This is a genomic window from Ruegeria sp. HKCCD6426, assembly GCF_057221115.1.
On sequence record NZ_JBWVBF010000002.1, the window covers coordinates 837,540 to 853,694 of the forward strand.

The window sequence follows — 16,155 nt, forward strand, 5'->3', positions numbered from 1 at the left end:
ATGCTTTGGGAAGCTCTGACTTTACAGCTTGGCTATAACGCCACGCTGGTCGCTATTGGTGCGACCTTATTAGGTGTGTCCGCCGGCGTGACGGGGACGTTCCTGTTTCTGCGCAAGCGCGCTTTGGTCAGCGATGCCATCAGCCACGCGACGCTGCCGGGTGTTTGCCTTGCGTTTATGGTGCTGGTCGCCTTTGGCGGCGACGGGCGCAATCTGATTGGTCTTCTGGCTGGGTCGGCCGTGTCCGCCTGGATCGGATTGCTGTGCATGAATTGGCTGACCCGTCACACTCGATTGGCCGAGGACGCCGCTATCGGAGCTGTACTGTCCGTGTTCTTCGGGCTGGGCATCGTCCTGCTGACGATTATCCAGACTATGGGTGTCGGACGTCAGGCGGGGCTTGAAGGGTTTCTGTTGGGTTCGACCGCTGGGATGCTTTGGGCCGACGCGATGATTATTGCCATCGGCGGGGCGGCAACCTTGCTGTTGGTCATGATTCTGCGTCGACCGATGATAATGGTTGCCTTTGATACTGAATATGCTGCTGCAAGAGGATTGCCGGTGCATCGGGTCGACCTTGCAATGATGGGATTGGTCATGGCCGTGACCGTAGTGGGGCTGAAGATTGTTGGTCTGATCCTGATTGTCGCTCTGCTGATCATTCCACCTGTTACAGCCCGGTTCTGGTCGGATCGATCAGACCGTGTCGTTCTGCTGGCTGGTTTGGCCGGCGGACTGGCGGGCTTTCTTGGCGCGTCCCTTTCGGCTTCGGCTCCGAACCTTCCGACTGGCCCAATTATCGTTCTGGTGAGTTTTGCCTTCTTCGCGATTTCCATTTTTCTTGCACCTGTACGGGGCGTCTTGGCTGCCCTGCTGCACCATCTGAAGTTCCAGCGCAGAGTTCACATCCGGCAGGGGCTACTGGCGCTCGCGCAGGGGCAAAAGATCTATGAACCGCTGACACTGCGACTATTGCGCCGCGCAGATATGGTGCGCGCGGACGGGGTGGCGACCGAGGCAGGCAAGGCACGCGCCGCCAAAGCGCTGCGCGATGAAAGGCGTTGGGAAGTCGTACGCGCCGATCTGGCACATGAGGCTACTGCCGCGCTTTATGACGGTTTGCGCGATATCGAGACCGTTCTGACCCGCGACCAGATCGCCGAGATTGACCGCCGGATCGGTGGACCTCAAGGAGTTCCGACATGAGTGGTGAAGAATTCGTTCCGCTGTCGCTGACACCTCTGTTGATCGGAACGTTCGCAGCCATTGCCTGCGCTTTGCCCGGTAACTTTCTGGTGCTGCGCAAACAGGCTCTGATCGGCGATGCGATCAGCCACGTGGTACTGCCCGGCATCGTGGTGGCTTTCCTGCTGACCGGAGCTATTTCCACCTGGCCGATGATGCTGGGTGCGGCCGGGGCCGCCGTCGTCGCTGTCGTGCTGATCGAAGCAATCCGACGCCTTGGGCAGATCGAGCCGGGTGCCGCAATGGGCGTGGTCTTTACCGCAATGTTCGCGGCGGGCGTATTGCTGCTTGAGCAGACCGATACTTCGACTGTGCATCTTGACGTGGAGCATGCGCTCTATGGCAATCTAGAGAGTCTGATCTGGTTGGACGCGACAGGGTGGTCCTCGCTTCTGGATCCGCAGGCTCTGGCTGGTCTGCCAAACGAGCTACCGCGTATTGCCTTGACCTTGGCCGGGGTGACCCTGTTCACCTGGCTATTTTGGCGACCACTCAAAATTTCGACTTTTGACGAAGGTTTTGCTCGTACGATCGGAATTCGCACAGGTGTTTTGGGCATGGCGTTGGTGATTACCGCCGCTATTGCCGCGGTTGCAGCTTTTGATGCGGTGGGCTCGATCATTGTGATTGCTATGTTCATCTGTCCACCTGCCGCTGCACGCATGATGACCAATCGGCTTGAAGCGCAGATTGCCTGGAGCGTAGTGTTCGCAATACTTTCAGCAGTTTCCGGCTACGTGCTGGCCGGGTACGGCCCTCTGTGGCTGGGCGGGGCCGATGCGGTCAGTGCGGCAGGCATGATTGCGACGATGTCCGGTTTGATTCTCGCGGTGTGCGCGATGTTTGGTCCATGCCGAACCCGCGGTGGCGCGCCGGTCGCCACCTGACTTGGCGTTATCCCGCAGTCCGTACCATTGGGAATCGGCTAATCCTTGCTTATTTGGAAACAACGTAGACATAATCATAATTTTGTTTACGATTATGTGCTAATGCTGCTTCAAATGTTAATCAATTAACAACCACTCACCACGGACCGTCCGGTCCCTCGTGCTCAAAGACACGCTGCTTGGCGATATTGTACGACGGACCGGACGACGCCTGGTTTAGACCATTAGAACTCGTTTCAAACCGGTGGTAGAATCGCGCCGTTCTGTGCTAGGTCTAGCGGTATGGCGCACACACACCGCAATATCAGCCAAGAACGCCCGGCTATCCGACAACTGGACGACGCTGCAATCAATCGGATTGCAGCGGGCGAAGTTGTGGAACGCCCGGCATCCGCCGTCAAGGAACTGGTTGAAAATGCCGTTGACGCAGGCGCTACGCGGATCGCCATCGATATTTCTGACGGGGGAAAGACGCTCATACGCGTCACCGATGACGGCTGTGGCATTGCCCGGGACGATCTGGCCCTGGCCTTATCGCGCCACGCCACTTCGAAAATCGACGGCTCCGACCTTCTGAATATCCACACCTTCGGGTTTCGAGGCGAAGCATTGCCGTCTCTGGGGGCTGTGGGGCGGTTAACTATCACCAGTCGTGTGCCGGGGGAGGAAGCCGCTTCAATCCACGTAGCTGGCGGCAAGGTTCAACCCGTGAAACCAGCGGCGCTGCGCGCTGGCACGGTGGTGGAACTGCGCGACTTGTTCTTTGCGACGCCTGCGCGGCTCAAATTCATGCGCACAGACCGTGCCGAGGCGCAGGCGATATCGGACACCGTTAAGCGGTTGGCCATGGCGGAGCCGGCGGTTACTTTCACCCTCCGCGATGTCTCGGGCGGCGGCGATGGGCGGGTGACTTTTCGTGCTGACCGCGAGAATGGTGATCTGTTTGATGCGCTGCACGCCCGTCTGGCCCGTGTCCTCGGGCGTGAGTTTGCCGAAAACGCCTTGCAGATTGATGCCACGCGCGAGGGGATCAGGCTGTATGGTTACGCCGCCTTGCCGACCTATTCGCGGGGCGCTGCGGTGGCCCAACACTTGTTCGTCAATGGGCGACCTGTACGTGACAAAATGCTGACAGGGGCATTGCGGGCGGCCTATTTTGATTTTCTCAGCCGCGACCGACATCCGGCCGCAGCCCTGTTCATTGACTGTGATCCGACGCTGGTGGATGTGAACGTACACCCGGCAAAGTCCGAGGTGCGGTTCCGTGATCCGGGCGTGGCGCGCGGACTGATCGTATCGAGCCTACGTCATGTGTTGGCCGAGGCAGGGCATCGGGCGTCCTCGACGGTAGCCAACGCCACCTTGGGCGCGATGCGTCCTGAACCGGCAACGACCGGCCCGGCGCGGGTTTATCAGATGGATCGCCCCTCTGCGACAGCGCGCCAAGCAGCCTATCAGGCGCAGGCGCCGGGCTTTTCCGAATTGTCACAGGATTACAGCGGTCGGATTGTCGAACCGGTGCCGGTCACCGCGCCTACCCCCGACGTGCCCGAGCCGCAGGATCTTCCGCTGGGGGCTGCACGCGGGCAAGTGCATGAGAACTATATCATCGCCCAAACTGCCGATGGGATGGTGATCGTCGATCAGCACGCCGCGCATGAGCGTCTGGTCTATGAAAAACTCAAACGCCAGATGGCCGAGACTGGTGTCGCCGCGCAGTCCCTATTGATCCCAGAGATCGTTGAACTGTCTGACGGCGACTGCGCGCGCCTTATGCAAATTTCAGAGGAGCTGTCTCGCCTTGGTCTGACCATCGAAGCATTCGGCGGCGGTGCCGTGGCCGTGCGGGAGACTCCGGCGATATTGGGTGAGGTCGATGCCCGCGCGATGATCCTGGATATTCTGGATGAACTGACCGATCAGGGCGAAAGTCAGACAGTACAAGCCCAGATCGAGGCAATCCTCAGCCGGGTTGCCTGCCATGGTTCGATCCGGTCGGGTCGCCGGATGCGCGCTGAAGAAATGAACGCCCTGTTGCGCGAGATGGAGGCAACTCCCCATTCCGGCCAGTGCAACCATGGACGGCCTACCTATGTCGAGCTGAAGCTGAGCGATATCGAACGTTTGTTCGGGCGCAGTTGATCCCGCGGCGCGACGGGGTTATGAAGAATAAAACAAGAACACCCGAGGCAAGATGATCGAGATTGCAGGCACACAGTACACTCTGAATGACCCCCTGGTCCTAATCGGGGGCGGGGTAATCCTGCTGATCCTGGTCTTGCTGTTTCTGTCATTGCGTGCGGCCAATCGGTCGGCCCGGATGGCTGAACCGCTGGCGCGGCAGATGTCCAATCTGGGTCAGCATGTGCAGCAGTTGGGGCAAGGGCAGGAACAGCTGCGCGGCGGGTTGCAGCATGTCTCGGACACGCAGGCCAACGCGCAGGTGCAAGTGATTCAGACCGTGGAATCGCGTCTGTCATCGGTTCAGCAGCAAATGAATGACCGGCTGGCAGACAATGCGATGAAGTCCGCACGGGCGCTGGCTGAGATGCAGGAACGGATGAAGGAATCGCTGCACGGCTCTTCGAAACAAACCGCGACCTCGCTGACCCAATTGCAGGAACGACTGGCCGCCATCGACAAGGCGCAAGACAATATCACCAAACTGTCGGGTGATGTGTTGTCGTTGCAGGATATCCTGTCGAACAAGCAGACGCGGGGTGCATTCGGTGAGATTCAGCTGAATGATATCGTTTCCAAGGCGCTGCCGTCGGACAGCTTTCAATTGCAGGCGACGTTGTCGAATGGGCGTCGCGCGGATTGTCTGATCAATCTGCCCAACCCTCCTGGTCCGATCGTAATTGATAGCAAATTCCCACTCGAGGCCTATGAGGCCCTGATCGGATCGACCAACGATATGGAACTGAAAGCGGCCGTACAGATGTTCCGCAGCACCGTGCGAAAACACATCACGGATATTTCAGAAAAGTACATCCTGGACGGCGAAACCGCCGATGGTGCGCTGATGTTTCTTCCGTCCGAGGCGGTTTATGCTGAGCTGCACGCAAAATTCCCGGAGCTGGTGCAAGAGAGTTTCTCGAAACGTGTCTGGATCGTTTCGCCGACCACCTGCATGGCGACGTTGAACACGATGCGGGCGATTCTCAAAGATGCGCGGATGCGGGAACAAGCAGGGGCAATCCGCAAGGAATTGGGATTGTTGCATAAGGATGTCGAACGCCTTGGGGATCGCGTCGGAAACCTGGACCGCCATTTCGGGCAGGCGGCCAAGGATATTTCGGAAATCAAAATCAGCGCAGAAAAGGCTGGCCGCAGGGCGCAGCGGCTGGATAATTTCGATTTTGAAGAACTTGCTCCGGACGATCATTCCAATGTCGTCCCTTTGGGCAAGACCGAAGGCTGAGGCCTACTGGATCGACAGGTCCAGATAATATCCGACTGTCTTGCCAGTATCACGGTCATTACCCATCAGATAGACGCGGATCGTGTAGTCTCCGTCCTCGGGCAGATCAATACGCGCTGTGTTGCCGTTGATCGAACCGACGTAGATCGCGGTGCCATCACTGTCAGGCGGCAGGATGTTGAAATAGATCACGCCATTGCCGTTGGTATCGCTGACCTGCAGCTCGGCAAACATCTCCTGACCGGCTTTCGCACCCAGCTTATAGTCGAAGTATTCGTCACCGGTGATCGCGCCATTGACCATCGTTCCGAAATTGCCGGGTTGGAATTTCACGTCAGCCGTCATCTGTGCCGTGGCCATGGTACTTGCGGTCAGCAGGGAAAATCCAAGCATAAAACTTCTGATCATTGCCGATCTCCGTGTGCCAAGTATACGGTTTGTTTCCGACGACATGATCCCAACTCAGATACGTAGAAATGGTTGGAACAATCGCGGCATCAGCTTGGTGAATTTCAGCGGCGCGTCGGTCACGGCCAGACAAATGCAATCCTCGGTCATATCGGCAATAGGGGTATGTTCCAGATCTTCATCGGCTATTTCGACATCACCGCGTGCGAAATGGTCAACCTCATCCGAGAAGGCACCCTGCAACACCATTGTCAGTTCGATGCCGTTATGTCCGTGATCCGGGACGGCGGCACCAGCCGGGATGAACAGCAACCGGGCTGTCGCCTCGCGCGTGGTGGGCAGGATGGCCTGTTTGACGCCCATGCCAACGGGTTTCCATCGGATCGCATTCACGTCTCCGCCGACATAATCCTGCAGCGGTCCAGGTAGTACAGGACAGGAAGTTCGTGGCGATTTCGCTGACGGAGCGCCCTGTGCGATCAGAGCCATGGTAGCGGCAAGCGATTCCGGACCCATGCGCGCCGTGTCCACTTGTTCCTCAAGAACCTGCCCGCCCACGGCATCAAAGCTCTCGGCCTGCGCGCGGCATTGGTCGCACAAGGATATATGTGTTGCGACAATCAGGTCGAACGCCTCGGGCAGGTTGCCGGCGGCATAGGCCATCAGCAGGTCGTCCGTCAGGTGATGTCTGATGCTGTGTTCCATCGTTATCATCTCAGTTCATCGCGTGGCGCAAGCGATCCAGCGCCAATCTTATTCGTGACTTGATCGTGCCCAGCGGCAATCCGGTTTGAGACGCAATCTCCCGATGACTCAGATCCCCGAAATAGGCTTTTTCGATCAGTTGTCTTTGGGCATCGGGCAACGCCTTTAAGGCGCTGCGCAGCTGCGTGGTTTCTTGTCGCAAGGCGACAACGTCTTCCTGATCCGGCTCGGCCTCCGGACCCCAGCTCAAATCCTCGGGTTCGGGGCGGCGTTGCTTGCGCAGAACGTCAATACGCTTGTTTCGCGCTATCGTGAACACCCATGTGGCCACCGTCGCGCGCGAAGGGTCAAACAGGTGTGCTTTGTGCCATAAGGTCGCCATGACCTCTTGCGCACATTCCTCAGCCAGTGCTGCGTCGGACCCTGATTTCATCAAGAATGCCTTGATTCGAGGTGCGAAGTGCTGGAACAGCTCGGCAAACGCCGATTGATCTTGCGCATCTCGGATGCGCTTGATGTGGTTCACCCACTCAGTTTTGGTGCCGCAACTGTTTTTTGCTCCGTTCACCGGTTTACCCTTGATGCGTTTCCTTGCGATCCGGGGTTTGTCCGTGCCGGAAAGCGGCGCAGGGTCGTCCAGAGTCACTGTGTCGATCTCGGTAAACATAACAACAATACGCGGCGACACCCAAGCCGGATCACTTTGACCGGTGTTTTTTGATCCGGACACTACTGGATTCCGTATTATGAGAGGTAACAAGATGCGGAAACGAATGTGAATGAACAGTATGCTCGCGGATAGGGAGTAGCAGTTTAATGACTGAGGTAGATCATATTGCTGCTCATACGTACCACGGGCGCAAGGGCTCAGTAGAAAACGCTTTTCGCTATTCCATCGACTATATTCTTCTAAACCCCGAGACACGGCCGGATACTCCGACGCTGTTTTCAGTCAACCGCGCAAACCTGACCAATTGGCGCGACATTGACCACGGGGGCAAACCGAAACTGGGCCGCGGCGCCGTTTGGTTGCGTGAGCGCTTCGATGCCCTCGCGTTTCCGCAGCCAGTTCGATTGATGTTGCTGACCCAACCCAGGGTTTTGGGACATGTCTTCAATCCGGTCAGTTTCTGGTTTTGCTTTGATGGACAGGACCAGCTTTACGCCGTTGTGGCCGAAGTAACGAACACCTATGGCACAAGACACAGCTACCTGTGCCACAAGCCGGATATGTCCAGGATCGAACCAACGGATCGCATTGTCGCCGACAAGTTGCTGCATGTCTCACCGTTTCAGAAAATCGAGGGCACCTACACGTTCCGGTTTGATTACCGCCCAGAGCGTGTTGGCGTGTGGATCGACTATGGCCGCGAGCGGGGCGGTTTAATCGCGACCCTGACCGGGTCGCGCCAGCGGATGACCAATCGAACGATCCTGTGGTCTCTGCTTCGGCGCCCATTCGGTGCGCGTCGCGCAGTACTATTGATCCACTATCAGGCGGTTAAGCTGTGGTTCAAAAAGGCAACTTTTCGACCGTTTCGCACCGCTCCGGTCCCCAAAAAAGCAATTTCACGCGCGCGTCGCTGACATATATTTCTTGCGTAAGATCAAAGACGGGCGTCGCCAACGGTGTTTGTGTTTAATCTGAACCGCGAACACAGGAGTTGGGACAGATGCTGGAAATCTCGGCAAGAAAAATCGCACAGGTCGCCATGATGGGGCGCGAACTGAACCGGGCCGAGGGCGAATTGCGCGCCTTTGTCGACCGGATGAGCGAAGACGAGCAGGCCGAATTGGTGGCAGTCATGTGGATCGGCCGCGAAAGCTTTTTCGCCGAAGACCTGGCCGAGGCGATCGCCACCGCCAGGTCCGAGGCTTCAACCCCGTGCGCCGACTATCTGATCGGTACACCGCATATGTCGGACCATCTTGAGAATGGCTTGGATGCGTTGGGCATATCCGCTGAGGATGTCGAAAACGATCTGATGTGATCTTTGCTCAGGCGTTGGATTAATCCGTCCGAACGCCTGTGCCCACCGTCTCGTGTTCTGCGACTACCATTGGTTTAATAGCCGCAATTCCGTGACTTTGCATTTCTGACTAAAACCATAAATCAATCTTAATATGTCGTCCCTCATTCGTTAATGGGGAGCTCCTTTATCAGATATCAGAACGCAACTGAAATCGGACAAAAGGGAGAATGACATGGAACTCGTACAAACAACCAATACCCAGAACGGCTTTTTTGCGGGCCTGCTCTCTGGTTACGCCGAGAAGAAAGTCGAACATTTTCGCCGCAGGATCTACTCGCAGACGGTCCAAAGGCTGAACAGGTTGACTGACCGGCAGTTGGAGGACATCGGCGTCCCGCGCGACCAAATCCATCGCCGCGCCTTTCACAGTGTGTATCACAATCAACCTTTGCGACAGCAGGCCTGACACCTACAAGCGGAGCTTTCATTGTGGTTAGATAGCGAGGTTAATACTATGTTCGATACAATATCCACGAACGAAAAAGACGTCACAAGCAGTGCATTGCTGTTGTTTGACCGGGCGATGCGCATGCGCGCGATCAGTCAGGATATCGTGTGCGCTGCTCAGGAATTGAACCGTTTATCGGACCATGAATTGTCCGAGCTTGGCATCAATCGCACTGACGTCGAAGCTATCATCGCGCAGTATATCTAAGGTTCGGTGCCAGCTTAATACGCAACTGCATGAATTGGAAAGCCATCCCGCGATAGCAGGGTGGCTTTTCTGTTCGCCGCAGCACTCTGGACTTACCTGATTGCTTGTGGCTAGGTTGGCCTGAAATTACTTTAGGTTGATTTGGTGAACGCTCACTCTTCTGAAACAGCTGGGAAACGTCGTGCTTCAATTGTTCGCGTGCTGGCTGTGCTTGCGGTTGTGGCGATTGCGCCTGCCGTTTTCCTTGGCAAGAAAAATCAAGATCTGGTTGTTTCCTGCAGTTTGGGAGTGAAGACACCACAGCAAGCAGTGTCGGCCTGCGATACTTTGCTGACATGGATGGCGTGGACACCAGAGAGACGTTCATTGATGTACCGCAACAAGATGCGCATCCATATGATGCAACAGGATTGGGATGCCGCGCTGGAAGAAGCTGATTTGGCGATCGCAGAGACGCCTGATAGTTTTGTGCCTTGGTCTTGGAAGGCAAAAGTTCTTCAACAGGCGGGCGATGAAGCTGGCATGATGCAAGTGAGTGTGGAAGCTTTTCAGCGTCCGCCAAACACTTGGAGAAATAAGCGATCGAAGTACAAACAATTGTTCGCACTAAAATTGTATGAGGCCGTCGATGAAATTGCCGCCCAGTCAGTTACCCCCGAGGAAGTTGTTAAGGAGTTGCATTTTCAAGAAGCCTTGAAGTTGGTTCGGAACGATAAGCGATTCCCGAAAACGCACGCGGCATTTGTGAACCAAGCTATAGAGTTGCGTGACAGAGTGGTATCTGATTTGGATGATCACGAAACCAAGCGAGTGTTCCTTTGGAATTGTCGGATTCTGGGGCCGGCGTGCCCCGCGTTGTTTCCAGAGCGTCGGAAAAATTACTCGGAATTGAGTTGTGAAGATGCGGTTTCTGAGACCGAAAAGCTGTATCCAAAGGCGAAAGAGTTTTACCGGGAGCGCTATGGTTATGAGACTGCTTTAGAATATTTTTTGCAGGAAGAGCGTAACGGTGCTGTGACCGCAGCATCGAACTATCTTGTAGCTGTTCGTGGTGCTGACGTCGGAGACCCCATAGAGAACCCTCATGAGATCATAGTGACCGACCGCGTGTTCGATTGCTTCGCTGATGGCGAATTCTACAACTTTCAAATGGATGTCGATCCAGAGGACAAAAGGATGGCGAACGAAGTTTTCTTTACCCCGGAGTTACGCCGAAACCTTATCGATCTGGCATACGCGACCTTGAACAAGTGAGGCCGCTTTGTTCACAAACAGAGCGGTTTCACTTAATTTAGTTGGTATGATCGACGATCTGCAAATGCTGCGCCAGCTTGTCGATCTCAGCCATCCAGCCCTGCACCAGTTTCGGATCGCTGGGTGCTGCGTGAACGCCTGCCGGGATGGCGCGATTCAGGACCGCCTCAACCGCCAATGAAACCGGAATCGAAACCAGACGGGCCATGGCGGTGCCGCGCGCGTCGCCCCAGGCATCCATGACATAGGTTTTGTGCCAAACCTCTACGCCTTCTTTCTCGGCTTTCAGGCCCACGCATAGAACTACGCGGTCGGGCTCGCCCTCGTCATAGGCGTTCTCGTCCCAGAACTGATCCGACATCTCTTTCAGTCGGGCGTCGCCGTCGGGGCCGGATAATGTTTCGATTTCACGGAACACATCTGACCATGCGTCTGCCCAACCGTTCAGGCGCAGAGTCCCCCGGACGAATTCCTTTACCGGCCAATGCTGCTCAAAGTGGTATTGCTGCATGAAGGGCAGTGAGTCGCGATTTGGATAGACCTCGAAACTTTCGGGTGCCGGCAACGGAGCGACATAACTGCTGATCGCATCCCAGGGGCGCGCGACATCCAGCGGAGCATAATCGCGAATGGACTTCGACGGTGACCGTAGGGCTTTAAGTACGCCCAACGGTGACCAGCTGAATTTATAGCGGAACGGATTGGGATGCTTGGGGATGCCCCCGCAGTACGAGATGAAACTCAGGTGGTTTTGCGCGTCGAATGCGTCCGAGGCGCGATAATCGTCGATCAACGCGTGGGCCATCAGGTGATCAATGCCCGGGTCCAACCCAACCTCATTGACCAGCACCACGCCAGCTTCGCGGGCCTTGTCATCCAGCGCGCGCATCTCTGGCGCGATGTATGAAGACGAAACGAAATTCGCCTCTTTGGAAATGGCAAGTTCAGCCAACGGCACGTGCCAATCGCCCGGCAACATCGAAACGATCACGTCGCCTTTTGCCAGAACCGCACCCAGGGCGTCGATGTCGAAGGCGTGTATGTCGTCGGTCAGGTCGCCGATCTCGGCTTTGGCCTTTTCGACAGTCCGGTTCCAAACGGTGACCTTGTGGCCTTTTTCAATAAGCCGGCGTAAGCCGGGGATGGCTGACAAGCCGGTTCCGCACCAATGGATGGTCATTCGTTTGCTCCTTTCCAGCTCTTCAGCCGAATTTCAGTTTTGCAGTCACGATCGCGCCGACGAGAAGGATCGATATCACATTTCCAAGGATCAGCGGCCACGCTGCGATCATCAGCCCATAGACCAGCCACAAGGTAAGTGTCGTCAGGATCAGCAGATTTGCCGGTAAAGACAGGTCCTTGGTTTCGCGGCTGCGCCAGGTCTTCAGGGTCTGCGGCAACCAGCAGACGGTTCCCAGGACGGCAGCCGCACCTCCAATCAGATGTTCCATGGGTGACCTTGCCTAAACATGTTTGCGAAACTCGTTCCGCGCACGTCCCCACACGCCGTGTTCGATATCCGTGAGTGTTTGCAGCGAAGGCAAAAGCTGCGCGGCATAATCCTCGGAGCTTTCCACAGGCAGCATCGAGGGCAGATTGTCGATGGCCATCACATCCATCACGGGATCGGTTGCAACGCGCAAGGCAGGATGGTTCCAGGTCGTGGCCCGATCGTAGACTGGAACCGGATTGTAGTCGCTGTCCGGATCGCAGGCGACATCGCCGATGGCGGTCAGCGCGCGGGGCGCAGTCAGCGCCTCATGTGGGACAAAAACCGGGGTACCAGGGCGCGCGAAGATGCAGTTCAGGAACAGGTCGTGGTCCAGGATTTCTGGAAAAGGGCCGCCGCTGGCGGTTTCGGCCATATCCCATTTGGTAACATTGATACCCATCGCTTCGCACAGATCGGCAGCACCTGTGCCCACGCGGCCCAATGCGCCTATGACTATGGCACGAGGCCGCTCAACCCCGGTGTCGTCCAGTTCTGACAGCAGTTCCGCATTCAGTGCATTCTGGCTCGGATACACGCCGACCGGAGGACATTCTTCGCCGCGTTGCTGTGCCGCCCATGTCTTGAGCGTCACAGCAGCACCGGCATAACCCGCCCAATACCCAAAGGCGGCGACCCTACGTCCATCCTCATCCACGAGATATTCCAGATCGTAAAGCGTGCCGCCTCCGGCCTGGAAACGTTCCAGCAAAGCGCGGCCCGAGTGTTGCCCTTTGTAAGCATGTCCAAACATAATGTGGCGGTGGGACAGCGGTGTTCCGTCTTCAGGTAGTTCCTTTAACCCGAAGATGATTGCTTCAGCCGGGGCGTTCGGCCACGCGTTTTCGGGTGCGATTTCGCAGCCTGCATCCCTGTAGCCGTCGATCGGGATTGCGCGGACAGAACTTTCCTCGACAGTCACTTGAATGCCGGCTTCGATCAGGGCGGCGGCGCCTTTGGGGGTCAGGCCGACCCGTTCCTCGTTCGGGCGCTGTTCTGCCCGGACCCAGAGATGTGTCATCGAATTTCCTTTTGTCAGAGCATTCCAGCGGTACGGACCGACTGAACCGAGACGCGTGCCTCCATCGCCTCGCGAAAGGCAAGAATTTTTGGAAAGGCCGAGACATCGACGCCGTCACCTTCCAACCAGCTGCAGACAACGTAGAGATAGGCGTCTGCCAGCGAGAACGTCTCGCCCAGCACAAGCGGACCACGCAAGCCATTCGAAATGATGTATTCGCAGCACGCCGTCATCGTCTGAGGGACCTTGCCAGACATATCCTTCCAGCTGGTTTTCTTATCAGCCCAGCGATGCCCCCGCAGCTTATGGGCATGATTCACATGCATGGTGGAGGCCAGATAGTACATCACCTCGCGCATTCGGGCCGCCATGACCGGATCATCCGGGATAAGCCCGGCTTGCGGAGCAACTGCTGCGATGTAGTCCAACAGTGCACCAGTCTCGGTCAATATGCCGCCATCTACTACCAGCGCCGGGACCCGACCTTTTGGATTGATCTGTTTATAGGCCGGTTTTGTCTGTTCACCCTCGGCAAAGTCCAGGCGGATCGCCTCGTAATCCAGCCCGGCCTCTTCTAACGCAATCGCAACAGCGACCGAAATCGTGCGGGGGGCATAATATAGCTGCATCAGGAGGCCTCCGAATGGTTACAAGTGGGTCTGAGCGAAGTGCCGGTCAGGGGTTTCAAGATGCGGAACGGCATTGAACAGAACCGGACTCAGCTGTGTGCCAATCGGGTGCAGACGATGCATCGACGTGTTCATGATGGCAAGGGCCACGCGCGCCATCGAAGGGATGTCCAGCCCCATTGCCTGCCGCACAACCATCGAGATCAACCCGCCAGACGTGACGATGATCGCTGGCCCGCCTTCGGTTCCGATGTCGTGTAACGCGTCAGAGACGCGGGATTCGAATTGCTCAAAAGTCTCGGGCGTGTCCTTTATTTTGCCGTCGGCCCAGGTGGCAAAGGTTCTGGGAAGATGCTCGACAAACCCTTCGCGATCTGTAGGGATCTCGACCCCGTGTTGCTGCTGAAACAGCTCCGCCAGAGTGAAATACTCGATCTCGTTCAGGCGGGCGTCACAGACCGGATCGGACAGGCCCATGCTCGCCGCAGTTTCCAGGTGCCGCGTCAGCGTACCGCAATAGACTCGCGGATGGTGGGCGCGCGTGTCCCGCAGGTGGGCGCCCAGCCAGCGCGCCTGCTGATGCCCCAGTTCGCTGAGCTTGTCATAGTTTGCTTCGTCCCGCGCGGCCGTGTTGGCCTGCCCGTGACGCACCAGTGTGATATGCGACATGATGATCCCTCTTGCGTCGAAGTCTTAGGGCAGGTTCCTGGCTTGGGCCAGAGGTGTTTCGCCGCCGTCGCACAAAAATCTGATTTCAGGACTGTATGCGGCTGGCGTCGTTACGCTATGGTCAGCCGAAACATCAGGGATGAGGGATGCAATGGCCATTGACGAAAACCGATTTCTGGCTGACCTGCACAAGCTGCGCACGTTCGGGGCTTCGGGTGTAGGAAAAGGCGTAGTACGCCCGGCATATTCCGCCGCTGATATCGCGTCGCGCCACTGGTTGGCCGAACAGATGGCAGAGGCCGGTCTGCAACCGCATTTCGATCCCGTGGGCAACCTGTTTGGCTTGGCACCGGGGCCGTCTCTTCTGATGGGCTCCCATTCAGACAGCCAGCCCGAGGGCGGGTGGCTGGACGGTGCGCTGGGGGTCATTGCCGCGCTTGAGGTCGCCCGTTCCAGCGACCGCCCAATCTCGGTCGTGAGTTTCCAGGACGAAGAAGGCCGGTTTGGAGTCACAACCGGATCGGCCGTCTGGTCCGGCGGTTTGCCCCTGGAGAAGGCAGACGTGTTGACGGATGCCACAGGCGTCAGCTTTGCCACCGCGCGGTCATCCATGGCAGACTTGGCACAAGGTTTTGTCGATCCTGCCCAGTTCAGTGGATTTGTCGAAATGCACATCGAACAGGGCCCTTCGCTGGATGTGCAAGGTGAACAACTTGGTGTCGTGACAGATATCGTGGGCATCCGGGATATGGTCATTGAATTTGACGGCCAGCAAAACCATGCGGGCACGACGCCTATGCACCTTCGTCGCGACGCGCTTCAGGCCATGTCGCTATTCAATACAAAGATTAATGACAGGTTTCGGAATGTCGTCACGCCGCAGACCGTATGGACAATAGGCCGGGTCGACTTGCATCCAAACGCGTCGTCCATCGTGCCGGGTCGGGTTCGGTTCTCGATGCAATGGCGCGACGGCGATGCCGGGCGTCTTGAGCGTATGGAAGACATCATCCGCACTACAGCACGGGAAGTGGCCGAGCAAATTGACATAGAGCTGCACTTTGGAAGGATGTTGGGATTAGAGCCGGTTTCGATGGACTCCACCTTGCGTCACGCGTTGGAAGTCGGGGCAGAAATGGTCGCCCCTGGCAAATGGCGGCTGATGCCATCTGGGGCGCTGCATGATGCGACCAACGTCTCTCGGTTAATGCCGGTGGCAATGTTGTTTGTGCCTTCAATCGGTGGAATCAGCCATGACTTCGCCGAGGATACTGCCGAGGCCGATCTGGTCGCAGGATTGCGCGCGTTGGATCATGCTGTGGGTAAGTTATCCGGATCGGACGGATAAACGTTCAGGCAAAATACAGATTTGAAAAGGCAATATCGGTTGCTACCACGAAGTGGTGTGCAAAGCATCATGTAGTGCGATGCTGTCAGAACAAGTGGCCGGCCCATAGATGTTGCGTAACGGAAAAATGTTTCCTATAGGAATTATTCTGATGCATGCATCCGTATACAAGCCGATCCGGGACAATTTTGTGAGTGCCGATGACCGCCGTCGAGCTGCGAAAACCAGGAATTCCTCACCGCTGCGCGGGTGCTGGGTCACGGGCCCATTGCAATATGCTCGGCATCCTTCAAACTGACGCTCATTCCTTTGACCATCCAAAATGAAAAGGTAGCCGATATGAGTTCACCGAAGCGCACGCCGTTGTATGACTTGCATGTTGAGTTGG

18 protein-coding genes are annotated in these 16,155 nt (G+C 56.7%); 10 read left to right on the top strand and 8 right to left on the bottom strand.

Features of this window, described 5'->3' with window-relative positions:
• From AC2TDA_RS08700 to AC2TDA_RS08715, 4 genes are all read left to right on the top strand, one after another.
• Complete coding sequence (locus AC2TDA_RS08700) at positions 1–1,206, top strand: metal ABC transporter permease (protein WP_480877269.1); 1,206 nt, start codon at positions 1–3, stop codon at positions 1,204–1,206.
• On the top strand, positions 1,203–2,132 hold the full coding sequence (locus tag AC2TDA_RS08705) for a metal ABC transporter permease (RefSeq protein ID WP_480845448.1): 930 nt from the start codon (positions 1,203–1,205) through the stop codon (positions 2,130–2,132). Before AC2TDA_RS08700 ends, AC2TDA_RS08705 begins: the two co-directional genes overlap by 4 nt.
• A gap of 282 nt (positions 2,133–2,414) precedes the next feature.
• Positions 2,415–4,274 carry a DNA mismatch repair endonuclease MutL gene (mutL, locus tag AC2TDA_RS08710; RefSeq protein ID WP_480877266.1) on the top strand — a complete coding sequence of 620 codons (1,860 nt, stop codon included), beginning with the start codon at positions 2,415–2,417 and terminating at the stop codon, positions 4,272–4,274.
• Between the two features lie 52 nt (positions 4,275–4,326).
• Complete coding sequence (locus tag AC2TDA_RS08715) at positions 4,327–5,556, top strand: DNA recombination protein RmuC (RefSeq protein ID WP_480877265.1); 1,230 nt, start codon at positions 4,327–4,329, stop codon at positions 5,554–5,556.
• Between the two features lie 3 nt (positions 5,557–5,559).
• Here AC2TDA_RS08715 and AC2TDA_RS08720 read toward each other — a convergent pair whose 3' ends face one another.
• Genes AC2TDA_RS08720 through AC2TDA_RS08730 form a run of 3 tightly spaced genes read right to left on the bottom strand, consistent with a single transcriptional unit; the run spans position 5,560 to position 7,336 of the window.
• On the bottom strand, positions 5,560–5,964 hold the full coding sequence (locus AC2TDA_RS08720; protein ID WP_480877262.1) for a hypothetical protein: 405 nt from the start codon (positions 5,962–5,964) through the stop codon (positions 5,560–5,562).
• A 54-nt stretch (positions 5,965–6,018) separates the two neighbouring features.
• The gene (locus AC2TDA_RS08725) at positions 6,019–6,669 is read right to left on the bottom strand and encodes a ChrR family anti-sigma-E factor (protein ID WP_480877259.1); all 651 of its coding nucleotides are present in this window, start codon (positions 6,667–6,669) and stop codon (positions 6,019–6,021) included.
• A gap of 10 nt (positions 6,670–6,679) precedes the next feature.
• Positions 6,680–7,336, bottom strand: a complete 657-nt coding sequence (locus AC2TDA_RS08730; RefSeq protein WP_480878093.1) for a sigma-70 family RNA polymerase sigma factor — start codon at positions 7,334–7,336, stop codon at positions 6,680–6,682.
• Positions 7,337–7,485: 149 nt separating this feature from the next.
• Here AC2TDA_RS08730 and AC2TDA_RS08735 point away from each other — a divergent pair, with 149 nt between their 5' ends.
• From AC2TDA_RS08735 to AC2TDA_RS08755, 5 genes are all read left to right on the top strand, one after another.
• Positions 7,486–8,256, top strand: a complete 771-nt coding sequence (locus AC2TDA_RS08735; RefSeq protein ID WP_480845455.1) for a DUF1365 domain-containing protein — start codon at positions 7,486–7,488, stop codon at positions 8,254–8,256.
• An 86-nt stretch (positions 8,257–8,342) separates the two neighbouring features.
• Complete coding sequence (locus tag AC2TDA_RS08740) at positions 8,343–8,660, top strand: DUF3775 domain-containing protein (RefSeq protein WP_480845456.1); 318 nt, start codon at positions 8,343–8,345, stop codon at positions 8,658–8,660.
• 214 nt (positions 8,661–8,874) lie between these two features.
• Positions 8,875–9,108 (top strand): DUF1127 domain-containing protein, encoded by a 234-nt coding sequence (locus tag AC2TDA_RS08745; protein WP_480845458.1) that lies wholly within the window; start codon positions 8,875–8,877, stop codon positions 9,106–9,108.
• Positions 9,109–9,156: 48 nt separating this feature from the next.
• Complete coding sequence (locus AC2TDA_RS08750; RefSeq protein ID WP_480845460.1) at positions 9,157–9,357, top strand: DUF1127 domain-containing protein; 201 nt, start codon at positions 9,157–9,159, stop codon at positions 9,355–9,357.
• A gap of 144 nt (positions 9,358–9,501) precedes the next feature.
• Complete coding sequence (locus tag AC2TDA_RS08755; RefSeq protein ID WP_480877256.1) at positions 9,502–10,611, top strand: hypothetical protein; 1,110 nt, start codon at positions 9,502–9,504, stop codon at positions 10,609–10,611.
• A 37-nt stretch (positions 10,612–10,648) separates the two neighbouring features.
• Here the strand turns inward: AC2TDA_RS08755 and AC2TDA_RS08760 are convergent, their stop codons facing one another.
• The 5 genes from AC2TDA_RS08760 to AC2TDA_RS08780 are packed head-to-tail and all read right to left on the bottom strand — an operon-like array spanning position 10,649 to position 14,419.
• Entirely contained in the window at positions 10,649–11,791 is a 1,143-nt protein-coding gene (locus AC2TDA_RS08760; RefSeq protein ID WP_480877253.1) for a saccharopine dehydrogenase family protein, read from the bottom strand.
• Between the two features lie 22 nt (positions 11,792–11,813).
• Positions 11,814–12,062 carry a SemiSWEET family sugar transporter gene (locus tag AC2TDA_RS08765; RefSeq protein ID WP_480845463.1) on the bottom strand — a complete coding sequence of 83 codons (249 nt, stop codon included), beginning with the start codon at positions 12,060–12,062 and terminating at the stop codon, positions 11,814–11,816.
• 12 nt (positions 12,063–12,074) lie between these two features.
• Positions 12,075–13,121 carry a saccharopine dehydrogenase gene (locus tag AC2TDA_RS08770; RefSeq protein ID WP_480877250.1) on the bottom strand — a complete coding sequence of 349 codons (1,047 nt, stop codon included), beginning with the start codon at positions 13,119–13,121 and terminating at the stop codon, positions 12,075–12,077.
• Between the two features lie 14 nt (positions 13,122–13,135).
• On the bottom strand, positions 13,136–13,750 hold the full coding sequence (locus AC2TDA_RS08775) for a glutathione S-transferase family protein (protein WP_480877247.1): 615 nt from the start codon (positions 13,748–13,750) through the stop codon (positions 13,136–13,138).
• A gap of 18 nt (positions 13,751–13,768) precedes the next feature.
• A complete protein-coding gene (locus tag AC2TDA_RS08780; protein ID WP_480877244.1) occupies positions 13,769–14,419 on the bottom strand; it encodes a histidine phosphatase family protein in 651 nt (216 codons plus the stop codon).
• Positions 14,420–14,570: 151 nt separating this feature from the next.
• Here AC2TDA_RS08780 and AC2TDA_RS08785 point away from each other — a divergent pair, with 151 nt between their 5' ends.
• Complete coding sequence (locus tag AC2TDA_RS08785) at positions 14,571–15,767, top strand: Zn-dependent hydrolase (RefSeq protein ID WP_480877241.1); 1,197 nt, start codon at positions 14,571–14,573, stop codon at positions 15,765–15,767.
• The last annotated feature ends 388 nt before the right edge of the window (positions 15,768–16,155 follow it).

Excerpts from the sequence above, each read along its gene's own strand:
- AC2TDA_RS08700 (WP_480877269.1), top strand. The coding sequence starts at position 1 with ATGCTTTGGGAAGCTCTGACTTTACAGCTTGGCTATAACGCCACGCTG.
- AC2TDA_RS08705 (WP_480845448.1), top strand. The coding sequence starts at position 1,203 with ATGAGTGGTGAAGAATTCGTTCCGCTGTCGCTGACACCTCTGTTGATC.
- mutL (WP_480877266.1), top strand. The coding sequence starts at position 2,415 with ATGGCGCACACACACCGCAATATCAGCCAAGAACGCCCGGCTATCCGA.
- AC2TDA_RS08715 (WP_480877265.1), top strand. The coding sequence starts at position 4,327 with ATGATCGAGATTGCAGGCACACAGTACACTCTGAATGACCCCCTGGTC.
- AC2TDA_RS08720 (WP_480877262.1), bottom strand. The coding sequence starts at position 5,964 with ATGATCAGAAGTTTTATGCTTGGATTTTCCCTGCTGACCGCAAGTACC.
- AC2TDA_RS08725 (WP_480877259.1), bottom strand. The coding sequence starts at position 6,669 with ATGGAACACAGCATCAGACATCACCTGACGGACGACCTGCTGATGGCC.
- AC2TDA_RS08730 (WP_480878093.1), bottom strand. The coding sequence starts at position 7,336 with ATGTTTACCGAGATCGACACAGTGACTCTGGACGACCCTGCGCCGCTT.
- AC2TDA_RS08735 (WP_480845455.1), top strand. The coding sequence starts at position 7,486 with ATGACTGAGGTAGATCATATTGCTGCTCATACGTACCACGGGCGCAAG.
- AC2TDA_RS08740 (WP_480845456.1), top strand. The coding sequence starts at position 8,343 with ATGCTGGAAATCTCGGCAAGAAAAATCGCACAGGTCGCCATGATGGGG.
- AC2TDA_RS08745 (WP_480845458.1), top strand. The coding sequence starts at position 8,875 with ATGGAACTCGTACAAACAACCAATACCCAGAACGGCTTTTTTGCGGGC.
- AC2TDA_RS08750 (WP_480845460.1), top strand. The coding sequence starts at position 9,157 with ATGTTCGATACAATATCCACGAACGAAAAAGACGTCACAAGCAGTGCA.
- AC2TDA_RS08760 (WP_480877253.1), bottom strand. The coding sequence starts at position 11,791 with ATGACCATCCATTGGTGCGGAACCGGCTTGTCAGCCATCCCCGGCTTA.
- AC2TDA_RS08765 (WP_480845463.1), bottom strand. The coding sequence starts at position 12,062 with ATGGAACATCTGATTGGAGGTGCGGCTGCCGTCCTGGGAACCGTCTGC.
- AC2TDA_RS08770 (WP_480877250.1), bottom strand. The coding sequence starts at position 13,121 with ATGACACATCTCTGGGTCCGGGCAGAACAGCGCCCGAACGAGGAACGG.
- AC2TDA_RS08775 (WP_480877247.1), bottom strand. The coding sequence starts at position 13,750 with ATGCAGCTATATTATGCCCCCCGCACGATTTCGGTCGCTGTTGCGATT.
- AC2TDA_RS08780 (WP_480877244.1), bottom strand. The coding sequence starts at position 14,419 with ATGTCGCATATCACACTGGTGCGTCACGGGCAGGCCAACACGGCCGCG.
- AC2TDA_RS08785 (WP_480877241.1), top strand. The coding sequence starts at position 14,571 with ATGGCCATTGACGAAAACCGATTTCTGGCTGACCTGCACAAGCTGCGC.